We start from the raw sequence: 16,237 nt of genomic DNA, 5'->3' as shown, positions 1-16,237 counted from the left end.
AACCGCCAAACCGTTCAACGCGTTAGCGCGACAGCTTTTCCGGCATATTATCACTGCAAAACCATGAGACGATTTTGCGCGACATGCTTTTCTCCTTCGCATGTCCGTACCACAAAACCGCAAAACACTTTTGCGCGATATGCCTTATATGGCGTGTCGCACTCTTGGTTGCGAGATCAAAATCGCACCCGGTTTGTTTCAGGCCGATTTCAGAATGCCTTCGCCGATCGTCTTGTTCAGTTCGGGCATCTCCGAAAACAGCGCCTGCAGTTTTTCAGCGCGCAGCGGCTTTGCCATCAGGAAGCCCTGAACCTCACTGCAATGGTCTGCCGTCAGCACCGCAAGCTGTTCATTGGTTTCAACGCCCTCTGCCGTGACCGACAGACCAAGCGCCTGCCCGAGCCCGAGGATCGCCTGGACAATGGAGCGAGCACTACCATCGGCTTCAAGATCGGTGATGAAACTGCGGTCGATCTTGATGACGTCAAACGGGAAGTTGCGCAGATAGGAGAGCGACGAATACCCCGTGCCAAAATCGTCCATGGCGAGTTTGACGCCCAGAGCCTTGAGGCTCTTCAAGACGGCTACCGCACGATCTGCATCTTCAAGCAACACGCCCTCGGTAATTTCCAGTTCGAGGAGATCCGCAGGCAAGGCGGTTTCGGCGAGGCAATCCCTCACCTTCTGCACGAATTGCGGATCGCGGAACTGTGCCGGGGAGACATTGACCGAGACGCCAATACCGTCCCAACTCATCGCCGTGGTGCAGGCAGCGCGCAAGATCCAGTCTCCCAGCGGCACGATCATGCCGTTGCGCTCCGCAAGCGGAATAAAATCGGCCGGAGGAATGCGTCCACGTTCAGGATGTGCCCAGCGCACCAATGCCTCGGCACTGCGCACGCAACGCTCGCGCGTATCGAAACGCGGCTGGAACTCGAGATAAAAATCGCCGGCAGCGAGGCTGTGACGCATATCTTCGGCAAGCCGTCTCTGGCTGACGATCCTGTCGTTCATCTCCATCGAGAAGAAGCTGTAGACGCCGCGGCCATTCTGCTTGGAGCGATAGAGCGCGGCATCGGCGGCGCGTAGAAGATCGTCCGGTGTCTCCCCATCTGTCGGGGCAACGGCAATACCGATTGACATGCCAATGCTGATTTCACCGCTCTCATAAGGAATGGGTTTTGTCACCGTCTCGATCAGTCGGCGGCAGAATGCCTCTATGTTTTCGACCGCCATACCCGGCGCAACGATGACAAACTCATCGCCACCGACGCGTGCCACCATTTGATCTTCATCGATCATGCGCCGCATGCGGTCCGCCACTTCGCCGAGAACGCGGTCGCCAACATGGTGGCCATAGGTGTCGTTGACCGGCTTGAAGCGATCGAGATCGATGTAGAAGACAGTCAAAGCCGCTCCCGGTCCGGCAAGCGAGGCATCCATGAAGGAGGCCAGCTTGACGCGGTTGGGAAGCGACGTCGCGGCATCGTGGTGTGCCTGACGACGTGCATCCTCGAAGGCTTCGGCCAGTGCCACATTCGAGCTGACGTCGGTCGCATATTTGATGACGCTGACCGGCTTGCCATTCAGGTCGAGGACCGGATTGTAGGAGGCTTGTATCCAGACCTCGCGGCCGTTCTTGGCGAGACGCTTGTACAATCCGCTATGATATTTGCCGCTTCTGAGCATCTCCCAGAACGTCACATATTCATCGCTGACGTAGAAATCCCGCTCGACAAACATCGAGTGATGGGCCCCCTTCAATTCATCGATACCGTATCCGAAGAGGTCGAGAAAATTCTCGTTGGCGTCAGACAGAACGCCATCAAGTCCGAAGACGGCAACGGCCTGCGACTTGTTGATGGCTTCGATCTGGCCGCGATATCCGGCCTGCATGAGTTTGTCGGCGGTGACGTCGATTGCGTATTTCACAACCTTGAAGGGCCTGCCGTTCATGTCGAAGATCGGGCTGTATGTCGCCTGCAGCCAGATTTCGCTGCCGTCCTTGCAGACGCGTCGGTATTCGCCGGCCTGGTGGCACCCTGCGGCCAGATCGCGCCAGAAGGCCTGGTATTCTTCCGAAACGGCATCGGTTTCCGAAACGAACATGCGGTGATGGCGCCCCATGACGTCGGCGTAACGGTAGCCGGTCGCATCGAGGAAGTTTTCGTTGACGTCGAGGATCGTCCCGTCCAGCGCGAAGGAGATGACGCATTGCGCCTTGTGAATGGCAGCGATCTGGCCCTGGCACTCCGCCTCGATCAACTTCTCGTCGGTGACGACGGAGGCGTATTTCACCACCTTCACCGGCTTGCCGTCGGCATCGAAGATCGGATTGTAGGTCGCATGCAGCCACACTTCGCGGCCATTCTTTCCGAACCGCTTGTAATGCCCCATGCGATGCTTGCCCTGCCGTAGCTCACGCCAGAAAGTCTGGTATTCGCTGCCGTGAGCGTAAGCCGGATCGACAAACATGCGGTGATGGCGGCCCTCGATCTCGGCAAGATCGTAGCCGGTCGCTTCTAGGAAGAGATCATTGGCGTCGAGAATTGCACCGAACATATCGAAGGTAATGACGAGGTTGGATTTGTGAATAGCAGTGATCTGCCACTGATAGTCTGCCTGCCGCATCTTCGCTTCGGTAATGTCGGTGGCGTATTTCACCACCTTCAACGGACGCCCGGCAGCATCGAGAATGGGGCTATAAACGGCTTGGAGCCATACCTCCCGACCATCCTGGCGGATACGGCGATATTCGCCTGAGCGATGTTCGCCCTGCCCCAGCCCAGCCCAGAAGGCGCGATAGGCCTCGCTTGCGCGTTCATCGTTATCCACCAGCACGGAATGATGTTTACCGACAAGCGTATCATGGTCGTAGCCGACGGCATTCAGGAAAAGCTCGTTTGCTTCAAGCACATGACCGTCCAGCGAGAAATGCACGACCGCCTGTGTGCGGTTGATGGCCATGAGCTGACCGCGTGCGTCCGCTTCGCGCGCTTCGCGCTCGGTGATGTCCTCGATGACCTGTACGACCTCGGTGATCGTTCCTTCTTCATCCGCCAGCGGCATGTAACGGCAATTCAACCATAGTTCCTTGCCGGATTTGCTGACCCACAAGGCCGTCTGCTGTTGTGGTTTGCCCTTGCGCACATTTCGCCAGAGCGCGAGCTGCTGGCTTCTTTCATAGCTCTTGGAGACAAAAAACGTATCTTCCTGACCAAGAAGTTCTTGAAGATCATAGCCAAGTAGTCGCAAGAATTGGTGGTTGGCGCCAACGATGCGCCCTTGTCCGTCGAAGCGAAGCGTTGCGAAAAGCTGATTGAATGCCCTCAGCTCCGCCGAAACGGCAGAACCATGAGTTTCAGGGTAGGTTGAGGACATCCACGCTTATCCGTCAAAAAAGTTATGCAGAATGACTATTCCAGCCGTCTTCTGAATAGAGGGAAACTCCTAACAAACACAAAACCAGGTTGCACAACTCAGTGAACTTTTACCGCGAACCTTCGTTTTGACTGTGCTGCCAGTCCAAGTCAGCAATTGACGTCCGCTACCACGCGTTGTGCCTCATTCCTGACAGACGGGATGATACATTGGGCGGGACCATGAGAAGGAAAGGAAGAGGAATGACCGTCGTTGAAGCCGTGCTGGCAGAACCGGAAAGCGCCATCCGCACCATCCACACCGATCTTCCCGTCAACACGACCTTTCATATCTGGCTGAAGGCGAAAAAAACAGCGGAGCCAGGCTCTGTTTCGTTTTCCAATGCCAACGGAAAATTCGCCGAAGTTTCAAGTATCAATACTGAAGAATTCAGTTTTCGAATCTACCAGATCTTTGGCGGCGGGCATGTGGAGCTGAGTTACGACACCGTGACAACAGCCGTTTCTGTCATCTACTGGTTCACAGCCTCGGACGTTCTGGAAACCGGCATCACCGTTGTCCACACCAAACCGGACAACGCCCCGCCCGAACTACCGCAAAGTTATCACTTCCGTCCGCCATTCGGCTGGATGAATGATCCGAATGGTTTCGGGCGGTTTGAGGGACGCCCGCATCTGTTCTATCAGCATTATTCCCACGGGTTGCGCTGGAACACCATGCACTGGGGGCATGCGGTCTCGTCCGATTATCTGCGCTGGCGGCATCTGCCGATTTTCCTCTTTCCGTCCGAAGATCTGACAACGCGTCCGGACAAACGTGGCGGCGCCTATTCCGGCTCGACCATTCCTCTGGTCGAAGGACCGGGCATCAGGGTATTCTTTACCGAGCAGGTGCAGGACCGCGTTCCGGAACAACAGATCCAGCTCACAGCAACCTCTTCCGATCTCATCATGGCTGGACAGGCCGACGTCGTTCTTGGACTGCGCCCGGATGGACAGGGACTGACACCGGACTTTCGCGATCCTTACGTCGTCCGGGGACCGGATGGCTTGTGGAAGATGCTGCTGGGAAGCCAGAGCGACAGCGGTGGCGTCATTCTACTTTACGAGACCCAGGACCCGACGGCATCATCCGGCTGGACCTACGTGGGCAAGCTTTGGGTCGAAACACGCTACAAGACGACCGCCATCGAATGCCCCTGTCTGCTGCCGCTCGATGGACCGGCGAACGCGCGTACAACGCGATGGGTGCTGATCTATGGGCTGATGCATTCCGAAGATCCGCAGACCGGCCGCAAGAACCTGACCATGGCAGATGTCGGCTGGTTCGACGGCAAGACCTTTACGAAGGAAACAGGACAGGAACTGGATTTTGGCACCGACAATTACGCGTTCCAGGCGTTTCTGGATGGTGACGACATCGTGGGGATCGGCTGGCTTGCCAATTGGGCCGATGCCAATCCGGAAATCGATTTTCCGACCTCGATGACCTTGCCTCGCCGATTGCATTATGCCCATGGCGAACTTCTAACGCCCCCGATCGGCGCGGCCGAGAGCCTGCGCAGCCATATTCTCGACCGTACCCGGCTGGCGTCCGGCGAACGCGTCACCTTCCTCAATGGCGCCGTCGAAATCCTGTTCGAGCTGACTTCACCCGGCCAACCTTTCGAACTGCAATTCGATCATCCAACAGTGCGCCTTGGCGTCGTCTCGGATGAAAGCGGCCTGTGGATACGACATGAAGATGGGCGTGACGGCCCCTCGCCGCTCTATATCGCCAAAGGGGCGCGGGCGTCACGCGTGCGCATCTTCCTCGACTACGGTTCGCTGGAGGTTTTCGTGAACCGTGGGCGTTATGTCGGCACGAAGCGGATCGAGGGTTTCGAGCCCGTCCGCTCGGCTATCCTGAAGGCCGAGCCCGGCACGATCGATCATGCGACGTGCTGGGCGCTGAAACTCTAGTCTTCGTCGCGCCTCAAGTCCGCCTGCCACGCAAGCCGCGGGCGGTCACGAGCGCCAGGATCGAGACCAGCACTCCAAGGCCGTAGAGATAGACCATCGGCATCAGGATGTCGCCGCGTTCCATTTCCGCAACAAGATTGCTGGCGGCGGCGACGGTTCCACTCGCCCCTGCTCCGGCGGCAGCGCCAAGCGTTGAGACCGTGGGCAAAAGTGCGCCGGTCATTTCCCGTTCGGTATCGGGTGCGGCTTCCATCGCCGCCTGACTGATGCCTGCCCAGGACATGCCGAAGGCGGAACCGATCAATATCTGGCCAGCGAGCATCTCCAACCAGTTGCCATTAACGAGGCCAAGCCCGAGGAGCGCGCATCCCGGCACCATTTGCCATGGGCCATAATGCAGGCAAATTGCCCGCAATCTCGCTGATCTGAGACTGCCAATGACCATAGCAATGAAGCTCCAGGACAGTGGCATCGTGACCACGATGAACCCGGCGAATGTCGGCTCATAGCCCCAGAGATTGATCGCGACATAAGCGAGGTAAACATTGCCCAGCGCGTGCGCATAAGACATCAAGAACAGCACCCAGAAACAACTGCCGAGTACGCTGTTCAGGCGAAACGCATTTCTCGGAAACAACCCGATAGAAGGACGCGTGCCTGATTTGAGCGATGCCCACAACAGCATTGCACCGCCAACAAGTGCAAGGACACGCAACAGCGTGCCGTCAAAGGCCGACGGCGCTGAAAAGGCAAGTGCGCCCGCAAGGCACAGAAAAAGCGGCACGAAGGGCCTGCGCGATGACACAACCGGCTTTTCAGTTGCAACGGCCATAACAGTATAAACGACGAGTAATAGGATCAGCGGCGCGGACAGCAGGAATGTTGCCCGCCAGGACAAGTGTTCGGTGGCAAAACCGCCGGTCAGCGGTCCAACGAAGGAGGCAATCGCCCAGATCGCTGCTTCGATGGCGAAGACTTTCGGCAGAAGATCTGATCTGAAGCCAGCGGGAATGAGGCTGTAGCAGACGGCAACGATCAAACCATCCGCAACACCTTGCAGAGCTCTTCCCATCACCACCCAGAGAAAGTCGCCAGCGATGGCGGACAGGATCGATCCGAGTGAAAAGATCAGGCAGCAAAGCAGAAGAACGAAGCGTGCGCCAAAGCGCTGGCGGAACAGAACAGCGGTAACGCCACCTGCAACAGAGCCGACAAAATAAACACTGTAAGCCCAGCTATAGAAGGCCGCCCCGCCAATCTCACTGACAGCAACGGGCAGCGCCGTTACCACCGCGAACTGATTGAAGGCGTGCAGGCCGATACCGGAGGAAATAACCGTCAGAAGCGCGAGGTTCGCGCCGCTCAACAATTCCAGCCACCCGTTGCGCTCGACCATTTCCGAATTCACCACTGCCGTATCCTTTCTGTTTTTCGATACGGCGGGCAAACTAGAACCTCAAGCGCAGTTGAGGTCAAGCGACATTTCTGATCAATGAAGCAGGCATGCTGCCTGCCAGTTTCAAGCAGCTCGTTCCGGCGAGTAACCCACGTCGCGAATTGCATCTTCCGCTTTTGCCGCATCACCGGCGACGGTGACTGTGTGGGCAGCGAGGTCGATGTTGACCGAGCTGCCAGGCAGTGCTTCGGCGAGGGCACCACGTACGGTCTTTTCGCAATGGTCGCAGGTCATATCAGGCACGAGGAACGTGGTGGTCATGGTCTTCTCCAGTGAGGATTGTCTTTTGTGGTTGTGCACCTTGCCATAGTGGCAAGGTCAAGCGGTTTTCGCTGAGCTGTGGTGCACCGATTCAATGCCAGCCAGATCGTCGAGAATGGGACAATCCGGCCGATGGTCACCGCCGCAGCAATGGGCGAGATGCGAAAGCGTCTTCACCATGCCCTTCATCTCGGCGATCTTGCGTTCGAGATCAGCGACATGGGCAAGAGCAATGTCCTTCACAGCGGCGCTCTCACGGCTTTTATCCTGCCAGAGTTTCAGCAGCGTCTCTGTCTCTTCAAGCGAGAATCCGAGTGTGCGGGCGCGCTTGATGAAGCGCAGGTTGTGAACGTCCTGCTCGCCGTAGACCCGATAATTGTTCCCCGTGCGGGCGGCCGGGGTAACGAGGCCGATCTGTTCGTAATAACGGATCATCTTGGCCGAAACGCCGGACGCATCCGATGCCTGTCCGATATTCATGCCGTTGCCTCCTTTGCAGAAACTCTGGCCGTTTTGAGCCGAAGGGCATTGGCCAGCACGAACACGCTGGAAAGCGCCATGGCGCCTGCGCCGATCATCGGCGACAAGGTAATGCCGAAGGCCGGATAAAGAACTCCGGCGGCAACGGGGATCAGCGCCACGTTGTAACCAAACGCCCAGAACAGGTTCTCCTTGATATTGCGGATCGTCGCCCGGCTCATCTCGACGGCATTGACCGCGCCAGTCAGATCGCCGCCGACCAGAACAACATCCGCGCTTTCAATCGCAACGTCAGTGCCGGTACCAATGGCAATGCCGATATCGGCCTCGGCCAGTGCCGGCGCATCGTTGATACCATCTCCGACAAAGGCCACCGTCTTTCCACCTTCGCGCAGCGTGTGGATTGCTTTTACCTTGCCTTCCGGCAACACCTCGGCCACCACCTTGTCGATCCCGACCTGTCTGGCGATGGCATTTGCTGTTCGCGCATTGTCGCCCGTCACCATCACAACCTCGATGTCCATGTCCTGCAGAGCCTTGATGGCACTGACGCTCGATGGCTTCAGCGGATCGGCCACAGCCATGGCACCGGCGAGCTTGCCATCAATGGCGGCGTAAAGCGGTGTCTTGCCTTCATCACCCATCCTTGCGGCCGCATTGGTAAAGGCATCGACAGCAAGCCCAAGCCTGGTCATATATCTGTCTGCACCCACCTCGACCCTGCGGCCGTTGACGATGGCCGCAATGCCATAGCCTGTCACGCTCTCAAAGCTCTCAACAGTTTGGGGTTCGAGTCCCTCCGGGCCCAACAGCTGCCGCTCCTCCGCCGCCTTGACGATGGCTTCGGCTATTGGATGTTCCGAGTGGGCCTCCACGGCTGCAACCAGCGTCAGAACCTCGTTTTCCTCAAAACCGTCAGCAACGACCAGATCGGTCAATTCAGGACGGCCTTTGGTAATGGTCCCGGTCTTGTCGACCACGACGATGTTTGCCGAGCGCAGTTCCTGCAGTGCCTGTCCCTTGCGGAAAAGCACGCCAAGTTCAGCGGCGCGACCGGTTCCGACCATGATCGAGGTCGGTGTGGCCAGGCCCATGGCGCATGGGCATGCGATGATGAGGACGGCAACCGCATTGACCAGAGCGAAGCTATAGGCGGGTTCCGGACCAAAGATCGCCCAGACTGCAAAGGTCAGAACAGCAATGGCGATCACCACCGGCACGAACAGCGCAGTCACACGGTCAACCAGCAACTGGATCGGCAGTTTCGAGCCCTGCGCTTCCTCGACCATGCGGATAATCTGCGCCAGCATCGTGTCGGCACCAACCTTGGTGGCGCGAAACTTGAAGGCACCTGTCTTGTTGATCGTACCACCGACAACTTTCGCACCGGCAAGTTTTTCAACCGGCACCGGTTCGCCGGAAATCATCGATTCGTCGACATAGGACGATCCTTCGATGACCTCGCCATCCACCGCCAGCCGTTCGCCCGGACGAATGACGACGATATCACCTTCCCGCACATCTTCCGGTGCAATCTCGAGCGTCTTGCCGTCGCGTTCGACACGCGCAGCCTTGGCCTGCAGGCTTGCCAGTTTGCGAATGGCATCGCCGGTCTTGCCGCTGGCGCGGGCTTCCAGCAAACGACCAGTCAGGATCAACGTCACGATGACAGTCGCGGCTTCGTAATAAACATAGTGCGCCTCTTCAGGCAGAAGCGATGGCGCAAAGGTCACAACGGCCGAGTAGAGATAGGCTGCGGTGACGCCGAGTGCCACCAGCGAGTTCATTTCCGGCGCACCGCGCAACAAAGCCGGGAAACCGGCTCTCAGGAACCGCAAGCCTGGCCCGAAGATCACCGCCGTCGCCAGCAGGAAATAGAGGTAATAGAGATTTTGTGTGTCGATGATGCCCATCAGCCAGTGGTGCATCGGTTCATAAAGATGCCCACCCATTTCCAGCACGAACAGCGGCGCAGTGAGTATGGCGGCAATCGTCAGATCGCGCTTCAGCACACCCTCCTCACCGGCGTGACGCATATGATCGTGACCGCCGCCCGCATCTGGATGATGGGCGCGCTCAGAATGGGAATGGTGATGTGCCGCCATAGGCGCCCGCAAGACAAATCCGGCGGTCTTTGCCGTTTCTACCAGCATGTCGCGTTCGCGACGTCCACCAATACCGTCAACGAAGACCTTGCCGTTTGCCAGGTCCACGTCCGCAGAAAAAGTCGTCGCGATTGCGGTCAGAATTCCCTTCAGACGATCAGCATCCACCGCGCTTTTCAGTCCTTCGACGGAAAATTCGTGACGTTCCGGGGCGACTTCATAACCAATCTTCTTGATTGCTGCGCCTAACGTCTTTGCCGAAAAACCCTCTGCCGGTTCAACCGTCAGCTTTTTGGTGGCAAAATTGACCGAACTCGCCGCAACGCCCGGCACTTTCGCCGCTGCGGTCTCGACGCGACGCACACAGGATGCGCATGTCATGCCTTCAACGGGGATGGAAACCGGCTCATGGGAGTGTGCATGGGCGCTGGGGTGTCTGACTGTCTCGTTCATGGGAATTCCCCTTTCGAGGAGCTTTGTTGCAGCATGCCGTGTCACGAAACCGCTTAGCAGTCCTGCTCGGCATACCCCATGTAATGCTTCCCATCATGGGAAGGTCAAGGCCCGATCAGCCGTTTTTACATTTTGCCAAAAACACCGTCGCGCCACCGCAATCGGGGTCATTTTCAACATGATCCACCAAACGAAAATCATGCTGTGACAAAAGGCTTTCATATTCGCTGCGGGCAAGGCTTGCATGGTAGAGCGGCTTACCCTGAAAGAGCCCGATTGCCTCGCCGTGTTCTGGGCCTGCCGTAAACATCAGCGCCGCGCCGGGACTGGCGTGCCTGCGAAACACATCGAACATATGCCGCTGATCTTCCACCGTCAGATGGAAAAAACTATGCCAGGCAATCAGGCCATCGAAGCGCCGGCCAAGCGCCAGGTCGCGCATATCGGCGATAGCCCAAAGGCTATCCGGAAAACGGGTCCGGCAAAGGGCAATCAGCGGGCCGGAAGCGTCGATCCCGGTCACCTCATATCCGCTTTCGATAAAGTAGCGCGCGATGGGATCACCCGCCCCGCAGCCGATATCGAGAATGGAGCCATTTGCGGGCAAAAGAGAAAGGAACCTGTCGAGCCAGGTTTTTTCGGCCAGCCCGCGCCCTCGCTGGGCGTCGAAATCAGCGGCGTGGTCGGTATAGAGGGCAATGATCTCGTTGGAAGCGTTCATCATGGCCCTCCTCATTTTATAGTCGGATTGCCATCCAGGCGGTCACCGGTGCACGGCCAGGCGTGGGACATCACGCAGGAAAGCATCGCGAACAAGTGGCCCTAGCGGTTCCGTCGATGGCTTGTCGGAAACCTGCAAGCGGGCGAAAACGATATGCTGACCTTCGCGTTCCGCCCAGCCGACAAACCAGCCGAAGGGACGGTTGTTATCGGGATTACCGTTGGCATCACGCATCACGCCGCTTCCGGTCTTGCCATGCACCTTCCAGCTTTCCGGTGCGTCAAACACTGGAACAAGCGCACGGGTCTTGGCTTGCGCGTCACGCGAAATCGGCAGGTTGCCCGCCAGAAGACGGCGAAGAAAGCCCACCTGCTCGACAGGAGAAATGGTCAGCGACGAGCCGAGCCAGGAGTGGGTAAGGCCATTGTCCTTGCCGGGATCACCCGATACGTCGGCATTGCCGTAGCCCAGTCGCTTTACATAGGCTGCAAATTTTTCGGGACCGAGCCTGCGGGTCAATTCCCGCGAATACCACAGCACCGAATCCTGTTCCCACATGGTCGGATCAACCGTCTTGCGATCCTCAGCGCGCGCTTCAATGCCCGGCTTCCAGTCCCAAGCGGGTGTTTTCTCATCCTGCAGAATGCCGCTATCGAAGCCGATGACAGCCAGCGGCACCTTGAAGGTGGAGGCAGGTGCGACGCGCTGATCACAGGCGCCTTGCTGGTTGATGACTGCGCCGGTCTCAATCGACGTGACAAGCGTGCATTCGAAAGCCTGCGGTTTTGGCTGCTGAGCAGATGCGGCATGGGGTGAGGTACCCGCAAGAACCAGACAGGATAAAACCGTGGCAGTCAGCCGATAGCGCATGCGTTTTGATGTCCCTTGTCCGTCGTTCGCGGACTTTTTTGCCAGAATGACCTACGGCCTAGGAAAACCATGGGGCAGGATTAGGGCCAAGCGGGTTTCCCGTCAGTCTTCGTCTTTCTCACCCACCGTCAGCGGCCAATCGACCACATAATCCTCAAAGTCGTCAACATCGACGTCCGTTTCGCTGACGGTGCGACCGCGTGCGGAAATGCCTGCCTGATGGACCGTTTCCGTATCGCCGGAAACCAGATAGTGCCACCAGTAAAGATCCTTGCCATCCCGCACCAGCGCGTAGGCGCAGGTCGGCGGAAGCCAGCCAATCTCATCCACTTTCTTCAGGTCAAGCTGGATGCAATCGGGCACTGTGGCGCGGCGATTTTCATAGTCGGAGCAACGACAGCTCTCGCCATCCAGCAACTGACATCGCACCGAGGTGAAGACGACTTCACCGGTGTCCCAATCTTCCAGCTTGTTGAGACAACAGAGCCCGCAGCCATCGCACAGGCTTTCCCATTCCTCGCCGGTCATTTGCTCCAGCGTTTTGGTTTTCCAGAACGGGGCATCATTTATCGTTAACATTTTCGTCTCATTTTGATCCATCAGGCTACGCATAGCTTAGCCCGTTTGTCGTATCGCAATCGGCTGGAATATAAGATATTCCTTAATTCCGGCAGAGTGGTGATGAGGAATGACCCGCGCAAGGTTACTGCGTCAAGCATTGCTCGCCCCATCGAACAGGAATTCGCTTCAGGTGCAGGAAGAAAAAGACAAGAAACAGGCGAGACGCAAACGCCACATTCTGCTTCGGATCGATTCATTCATCGACTCGGGCCTGTGGACGGCTGCAGCGAGGTTTGTCGATTTCTGGGAGGAAGTTACCATTGCGTCGCGCAAACTGCACGTGCGCGGCTGGAAAAAACTTCTCGTCAACCTGACCGGCGATGCGCTGACCTTTGGAACCGCCGGTTCCGTGGTGCTTCTGGCGCTTGCCATGCCCGCCTTCGAGGAAACGAAGAAGGACTGGCGTTATCGTGGCGACTTTGCCGTCACCTTCCTCGACCGTTACGGCAATACGATCGGCCATCGCGGCATCATCCATGAAGGCTCCGTGCCAATCGATCAGATGCCGGATCATTTCATCAAGGCCGTCCTCGCGACGGAAGACCGGCGCTTCTTCGAGCATTTCGGCATCGACTTCATTGGCCTGGCGCGCGCCATGAGCGAAAACGCTCGTGCCGGTGGCGTGGTCCAGGGTGGCTCGACGCTGACGCAACAGCTCGCCAAAAACCTGTTCCTGACCAATGAGCGCTCGCTGGAACGCAAGATCAAGGAAGCCTTCCTGGCATTGTGGCTCGAAACCAACATGTCGAAGAAGGAAATTCTCAGCCTTTATCTCGACCGCGCCTATATGGGCGGCGGCACCTTTGGCGCGGCCGCAGCGTCGCAATTCTATTTCGGCAAGAACCTGACCGACGTGACGCTGGCGGAATCCGTCATTCTGGCTGGCCTCTTCAAGGCACCGGCAAAATACGCGCCGCACGTCAACCTTCCCGCGGCCCGCGCCCGCGCCAACACCGTTCTTTCCAACCTTGTACAGAGCGGCCTGATGACCGAAGGACAGGTGATCGGGGCACGCCGCAATCCGGCGACCGTTATCGATCGGGCCGATGTGAAGGCCCCCGATTATTTCCTCGACTGGGCCTTCGATGAGGTTCAGCGTCTGGCAGCCGAGGGCAAATTCAAGGACCATACCGTCGTCGTGCGCACGACCATCGATACCGGCCTGCAACAGGCCGCCGAACAGGCGATGGAAATGGGTCTGCGCGAATATGGCGAAGGTTACCGCGTCAAGCAGGGCGCGATGGTGATGATCGAAAACGGCGGTGCCTTGCGCGCCATGGTTGGCGGTCGTGACTACGGCGAAAGCCAGTTCAACCGTGCAACCGCGGCAATGCGCCAACCCGGCTCTTCCTTCAAGGTCTATACCTACTCCGCTGCCATGGAAAAGGGCATGAAGCCGGATACACTGATTTCCGATGCGCCCGTGACCTGGCGCGGCTGGTCACCGCAGAACTACGGCCGCTCCTATGCGGGCAAGGTGACTTTGCAGGTGGCGCTCGCCAAATCCTACAACACGGTGCCTGTGCGACTGGCCAAGGACGTGCTCGGCACGCAGGTCATCGTCGATACGGCCAAGGCGATGGGTGTCACGACACCACTTCGCAGCGACAAAACCATTCCGCTTGGCACCTCGGAAGTAACTGTGCTCGATCAGGCAACAGCCTACGCGGTATTTCCGGCAGACGGCATGCAGTCCCGCCGTCACGGCATCGAACAGGTGCTGAATTACGAGGGTGACGTTCTCTATGACTTCGGCCGCGATGAACCACCGGCCAAACGCGTGTTGTCCGAAGAAGCCAATTCGAAGATGAACCAGATGCTGGTGACGATCCCGGTCATGGGAACGGCACGGCGTGGCGCGCTCGAAAACGGCATCGTGTCGGGCGGCAAGACCGGCACATCGCAGGCCTATCGTGACGCCTGGTACGTGGGCTTTACCGGCAACTACACAACGGCTGTCTGGTTCGGTAATGACGACTTCACGCCAACCAACGAGATGACCGGCGGCGCTCTTCCGGCCATGACCTATAAGCGATTGATGGATTATGCGCACCAGGGCATGGAGCTGCGCGCCATTCCCGGCATTCAGAACCCGCTGCCGACAGGGGTTCGCCCGCAGCCTTCCGCCGAGGCGGCAACCGCGTCTGCCGCCGGACAGACGATGCCGGCGCTCACCCGCCCGCGGTCGCTTTCCGCCGAAGCGACCCGTGTCATTCGCTCCATCGCCAAGAAGATGAAAGAAGCCACTCCACTGACGCTGACGACACAGAAGGTGGCGGCCGCTGCTTTGCGTAACGGGTCGGAAGAACCGGAACGGCGCTGACAACTCCTTTTTCCAGCGGCAGGCAAGAGGCGTTTTCCGCCTCTGAAGCAGAACCTTCACATGCCCATTTCATGCTTGACCTCAACTGCGCTTGAGGTTGCAGAGTGCCATCGCAAACGCGATCCGGCGCTTGCAATCGCATTTCGCATGACGATCGAGGAAGACATATGGTGAAAATAAATACGCTGTTCGAAACCCATTTGACGGTTTCAAACCTGGAACGCTCAATCGATTTTTATCGCAATGTTGTGGGTCTGGAACTGGCGCACAGGGTCCCAGACAGACATCTGGCATTTTTCTGGATTGGTGCACGTGGTCAGTCGATGCTTGGCCTTTGGTCGATTCATTCCGCACCGATCAACACCAGATTGCATCTGGCATTCAGCGTTGAACTCGATCAGGTTCTCGCTGCTCCAGATTATCTCAGGTCCAAGAAGGTCGAGCCTCTCGGCTTTGCCGGCGCCCCCAACATCGAAGAACCGGTTGTCTTTCCCTGGATGCCGGCGGCGAGCGTCTATTTCGACGATCCCGACGGCCACTCACTGGAATATATCGCCTTTCTCGAGGACAAGCCCAGAGCAGATATACCGCAGGTAAAAAGCTGGACCGAGTGGCAGGCTATCCGTCGTTAGCCCGCAACTACAATTTCAAACTTCGCCCAGCAGCGCCGCGCGTGCGGCGCTTACCACACTCGCCGTCAAACCGGACAGGCGGTCGGCGGCCATGCGGTTCACCTGCCAGTAGAGTGGAATGTCGAGCGGGATGCCCGGTATCAATTCCAACAATCGCCCGGCCTCAAGATGATCCTTAACGAGCAGGTTGGGGTTCATGCCCCACCCTATGCCGGAAAGGCTCGCCTTCACGAAGCCATCAGTCGATGGCAACCAGTGGGTTGGATAGGACATGTCCCGACCGAGCGCGGATTTGATCCAGCGATTTTGCAGCCGATCCTTCTGATTGAAGGTGATGCCCGGAGCCGCAGCAAGCGATGTCGCTGTAACGCCATCGGGAAAAAAGCGCCGCATGAAATCGGGACTGGCTGTCGCATGAAACCGCAGAATACCGAGCGGCGTGACCCGGCAACCCTGCACCGGCTTGGCGTGTGCCGTGACGGCGGCCAGGACTTTGCCACGCTGCAACCACTCGACGGTATGGTCCTGATCATCCACGGCGATGTTGACAAGAAAATCGGATGTCCGGCTGAAAGCAGAGACGGCATCGAGAAACCACGTGCCGAGACTGTCGGCGTTGGTGGCGACATTCAGCGTAACGCGCGTGTGCGTCGCCCCTTCCTCCGCGAGCGTGGGCAGTTGCCGGAACAACTCAGTTTCCAGCATGCCCACCTGCTCCATATGGCGACAGAGCCACTCCCCCTTTTCCGTGGCCGTGCAAGGGGTTCCGCGGACAATAAGCACGACACCAAGCCGTTCTTCGAGCTGTTTGACCCGCTGCGAGACGGCAGATGGCGTGACAAACAGCGCTGCCGCCGCCTTCTCGAAACTGCCAGTTTGCGCCACCAACGCCACAGCCCGCATAGAGGGATAGTCGATCATTAGTTTTCCTTAATCCGGATAAACTTGTTTAACTGGATTAATGCAGGCCAAA

12 protein-coding genes are annotated in these 16,237 nt (G+C 57.9%); 3 read left to right on the top strand and 9 right to left on the bottom strand.

What is annotated here, in order from left to right:
- Positions 1-198: 198 nt before the first annotated feature.
- A complete protein-coding gene (locus tag HWX89_RS13105; RefSeq protein ID WP_138794887.1) occupies positions 199-3,381 on the bottom strand; it encodes a GGDEF and EAL domain-containing protein in 3,183 nt (1,060 codons plus the stop codon).
- 242 nt (positions 3,382-3,623) lie between these two features.
- Between HWX89_RS13105 and HWX89_RS13100 the strand changes: the two genes are divergently transcribed.
- Positions 3,624-5,342 (top strand): glycoside hydrolase family protein, encoded by a 1,719-nt coding sequence (locus tag HWX89_RS13100; RefSeq protein WP_138794886.1) that lies wholly within the window; start codon positions 3,624-3,626, stop codon positions 5,340-5,342.
- A gap of 13 nt (positions 5,343-5,355) precedes the next feature.
- Here HWX89_RS13100 and HWX89_RS13095 read toward each other — a convergent pair whose 3' ends face one another.
- The 7 genes from HWX89_RS13095 to HWX89_RS13065 all read right to left on the bottom strand — a co-directional run bounded on the left by HWX89_RS13095 (position 5,356) and on the right by HWX89_RS13065 (position 12,258).
- Entirely contained in the window at positions 5,356-6,738 is a 1,383-nt protein-coding gene (locus HWX89_RS13095; RefSeq protein WP_138794980.1) for an MFS transporter, read from the bottom strand.
- A 123-nt stretch (positions 6,739-6,861) separates the two neighbouring features.
- Positions 6,862-7,059 carry a heavy-metal-associated domain-containing protein gene (locus HWX89_RS13090; RefSeq protein ID WP_138794885.1) on the bottom strand — a complete coding sequence of 66 codons (198 nt, stop codon included), beginning with the start codon at positions 7,057-7,059 and terminating at the stop codon, positions 6,862-6,864.
- Positions 7,060-7,116: 57 nt separating this feature from the next.
- The gene (cueR, locus tag HWX89_RS13085; protein WP_138794884.1) at positions 7,117-7,539 is read right to left on the bottom strand and encodes a Cu(I)-responsive transcriptional regulator; all 423 of its coding nucleotides are present in this window, start codon (positions 7,537-7,539) and stop codon (positions 7,117-7,119) included.
- A complete protein-coding gene (locus HWX89_RS13080) occupies positions 7,536-10,097 on the bottom strand; it encodes a heavy metal translocating P-type ATPase (protein ID WP_178340733.1) in 2,562 nt (853 codons plus the stop codon). The genes cueR and HWX89_RS13080 overlap by 4 nt, the downstream gene beginning before the upstream one ends.
- Positions 10,098-10,212: 115 nt before the next feature.
- Positions 10,213-10,821: a class I SAM-dependent DNA methyltransferase gene (locus HWX89_RS13075; RefSeq protein WP_138794883.1), complete on the bottom strand. Its 609-nt coding sequence runs from the start codon at positions 10,819-10,821 to the stop codon at positions 10,213-10,215.
- A gap of 39 nt (positions 10,822-10,860) precedes the next feature.
- Positions 10,861-11,688 (bottom strand): class D beta-lactamase, encoded by an 828-nt coding sequence (gene blaOXA, locus HWX89_RS13070; protein ID WP_138794882.1) that lies wholly within the window; start codon positions 11,686-11,688, stop codon positions 10,861-10,863.
- A gap of 102 nt (positions 11,689-11,790) precedes the next feature.
- Complete coding sequence (locus HWX89_RS13065) at positions 11,791-12,258, bottom strand: YcgN family cysteine cluster protein (protein WP_138794978.1); 468 nt, start codon at positions 12,256-12,258, stop codon at positions 11,791-11,793.
- 181 nt (positions 12,259-12,439) lie between these two features.
- On the opposite strand from HWX89_RS13065, the gene HWX89_RS13060 reads away from it, so the two are divergent.
- Together HWX89_RS13060 and HWX89_RS13055 are read left to right on the top strand one after the other, a co-directional pair.
- The gene (locus HWX89_RS13060; RefSeq protein WP_138794881.1) at positions 12,440-14,632 is read left to right on the top strand and encodes a transglycosylase domain-containing protein; all 2,193 of its coding nucleotides are present in this window, start codon (positions 12,440-12,442) and stop codon (positions 14,630-14,632) included.
- 167 nt (positions 14,633-14,799) lie between these two features.
- A complete protein-coding gene (locus tag HWX89_RS13055; RefSeq protein WP_138794880.1) occupies positions 14,800-15,264 on the top strand; it encodes a VOC family protein in 465 nt (154 codons plus the stop codon).
- 15 nt (positions 15,265-15,279) lie between these two features.
- Here the strand turns inward: HWX89_RS13055 and HWX89_RS13050 are convergent, their stop codons facing one another.
- Entirely contained in the window at positions 15,280-16,185 is a 906-nt protein-coding gene (locus HWX89_RS13050; protein ID WP_138794879.1) for a LysR family transcriptional regulator ArgP, read from the bottom strand.
- Between the last annotated feature and the right edge of the window lie 52 nt (positions 16,186-16,237).

It is taken from the genome of Rhizobium sp. RM (genome assembly GCF_013390595.1).
In the GTDB taxonomy this organism is placed as follows: Bacteria; Pseudomonadota; Alphaproteobacteria; order Rhizobiales; family Rhizobiaceae; genus Agrobacterium.
The sequence above is the reverse complement of the archived record's forward strand: the minus strand, read 5'-3'. Positions and strand labels throughout refer to the sequence as shown.

Excerpts from the sequence above, each read along its gene's own strand:
- HWX89_RS13095 (WP_138794980.1), bottom strand. The coding sequence starts at position 6,738 with ATGGTCGAGCGCAACGGGTGGCTGGAATTGTTGAGCGGCGCGAACCTC.
- blaOXA (WP_138794882.1), bottom strand. The coding sequence starts at position 11,688 with ATGCGCTATCGGCTGACTGCCACGGTTTTATCCTGTCTGGTTCTTGCG.
- HWX89_RS13100 (WP_138794886.1), top strand. The coding sequence starts at position 3,624 with ATGACCGTCGTTGAAGCCGTGCTGGCAGAACCGGAAAGCGCCATCCGC.
- cueR (WP_138794884.1), bottom strand. The coding sequence starts at position 7,539 with ATGAATATCGGACAGGCATCGGATGCGTCCGGCGTTTCGGCCAAGATG.
- HWX89_RS13090 (WP_138794885.1), bottom strand. The coding sequence starts at position 7,059 with ATGACCACCACGTTCCTCGTGCCTGATATGACCTGCGACCATTGCGAA.
- HWX89_RS13105 (WP_138794887.1), bottom strand. The coding sequence starts at position 3,381 with ATGTCCTCAACCTACCCTGAAACTCATGGTTCTGCCGTTTCGGCGGAG.
- HWX89_RS13055 (WP_138794880.1), top strand. The coding sequence starts at position 14,800 with ATGGTGAAAATAAATACGCTGTTCGAAACCCATTTGACGGTTTCAAAC.
- HWX89_RS13075 (WP_138794883.1), bottom strand. The coding sequence starts at position 10,821 with ATGATGAACGCTTCCAACGAGATCATTGCCCTCTATACCGACCACGCC.
- HWX89_RS13080 (WP_178340733.1), bottom strand. The coding sequence starts at position 10,097 with ATGAACGAGACAGTCAGACACCCCAGCGCCCATGCACACTCCCATGAG.
- HWX89_RS13050 (WP_138794879.1), bottom strand. The coding sequence starts at position 16,185 with ATGATCGACTATCCCTCTATGCGGGCTGTGGCGTTGGTGGCGCAAACT.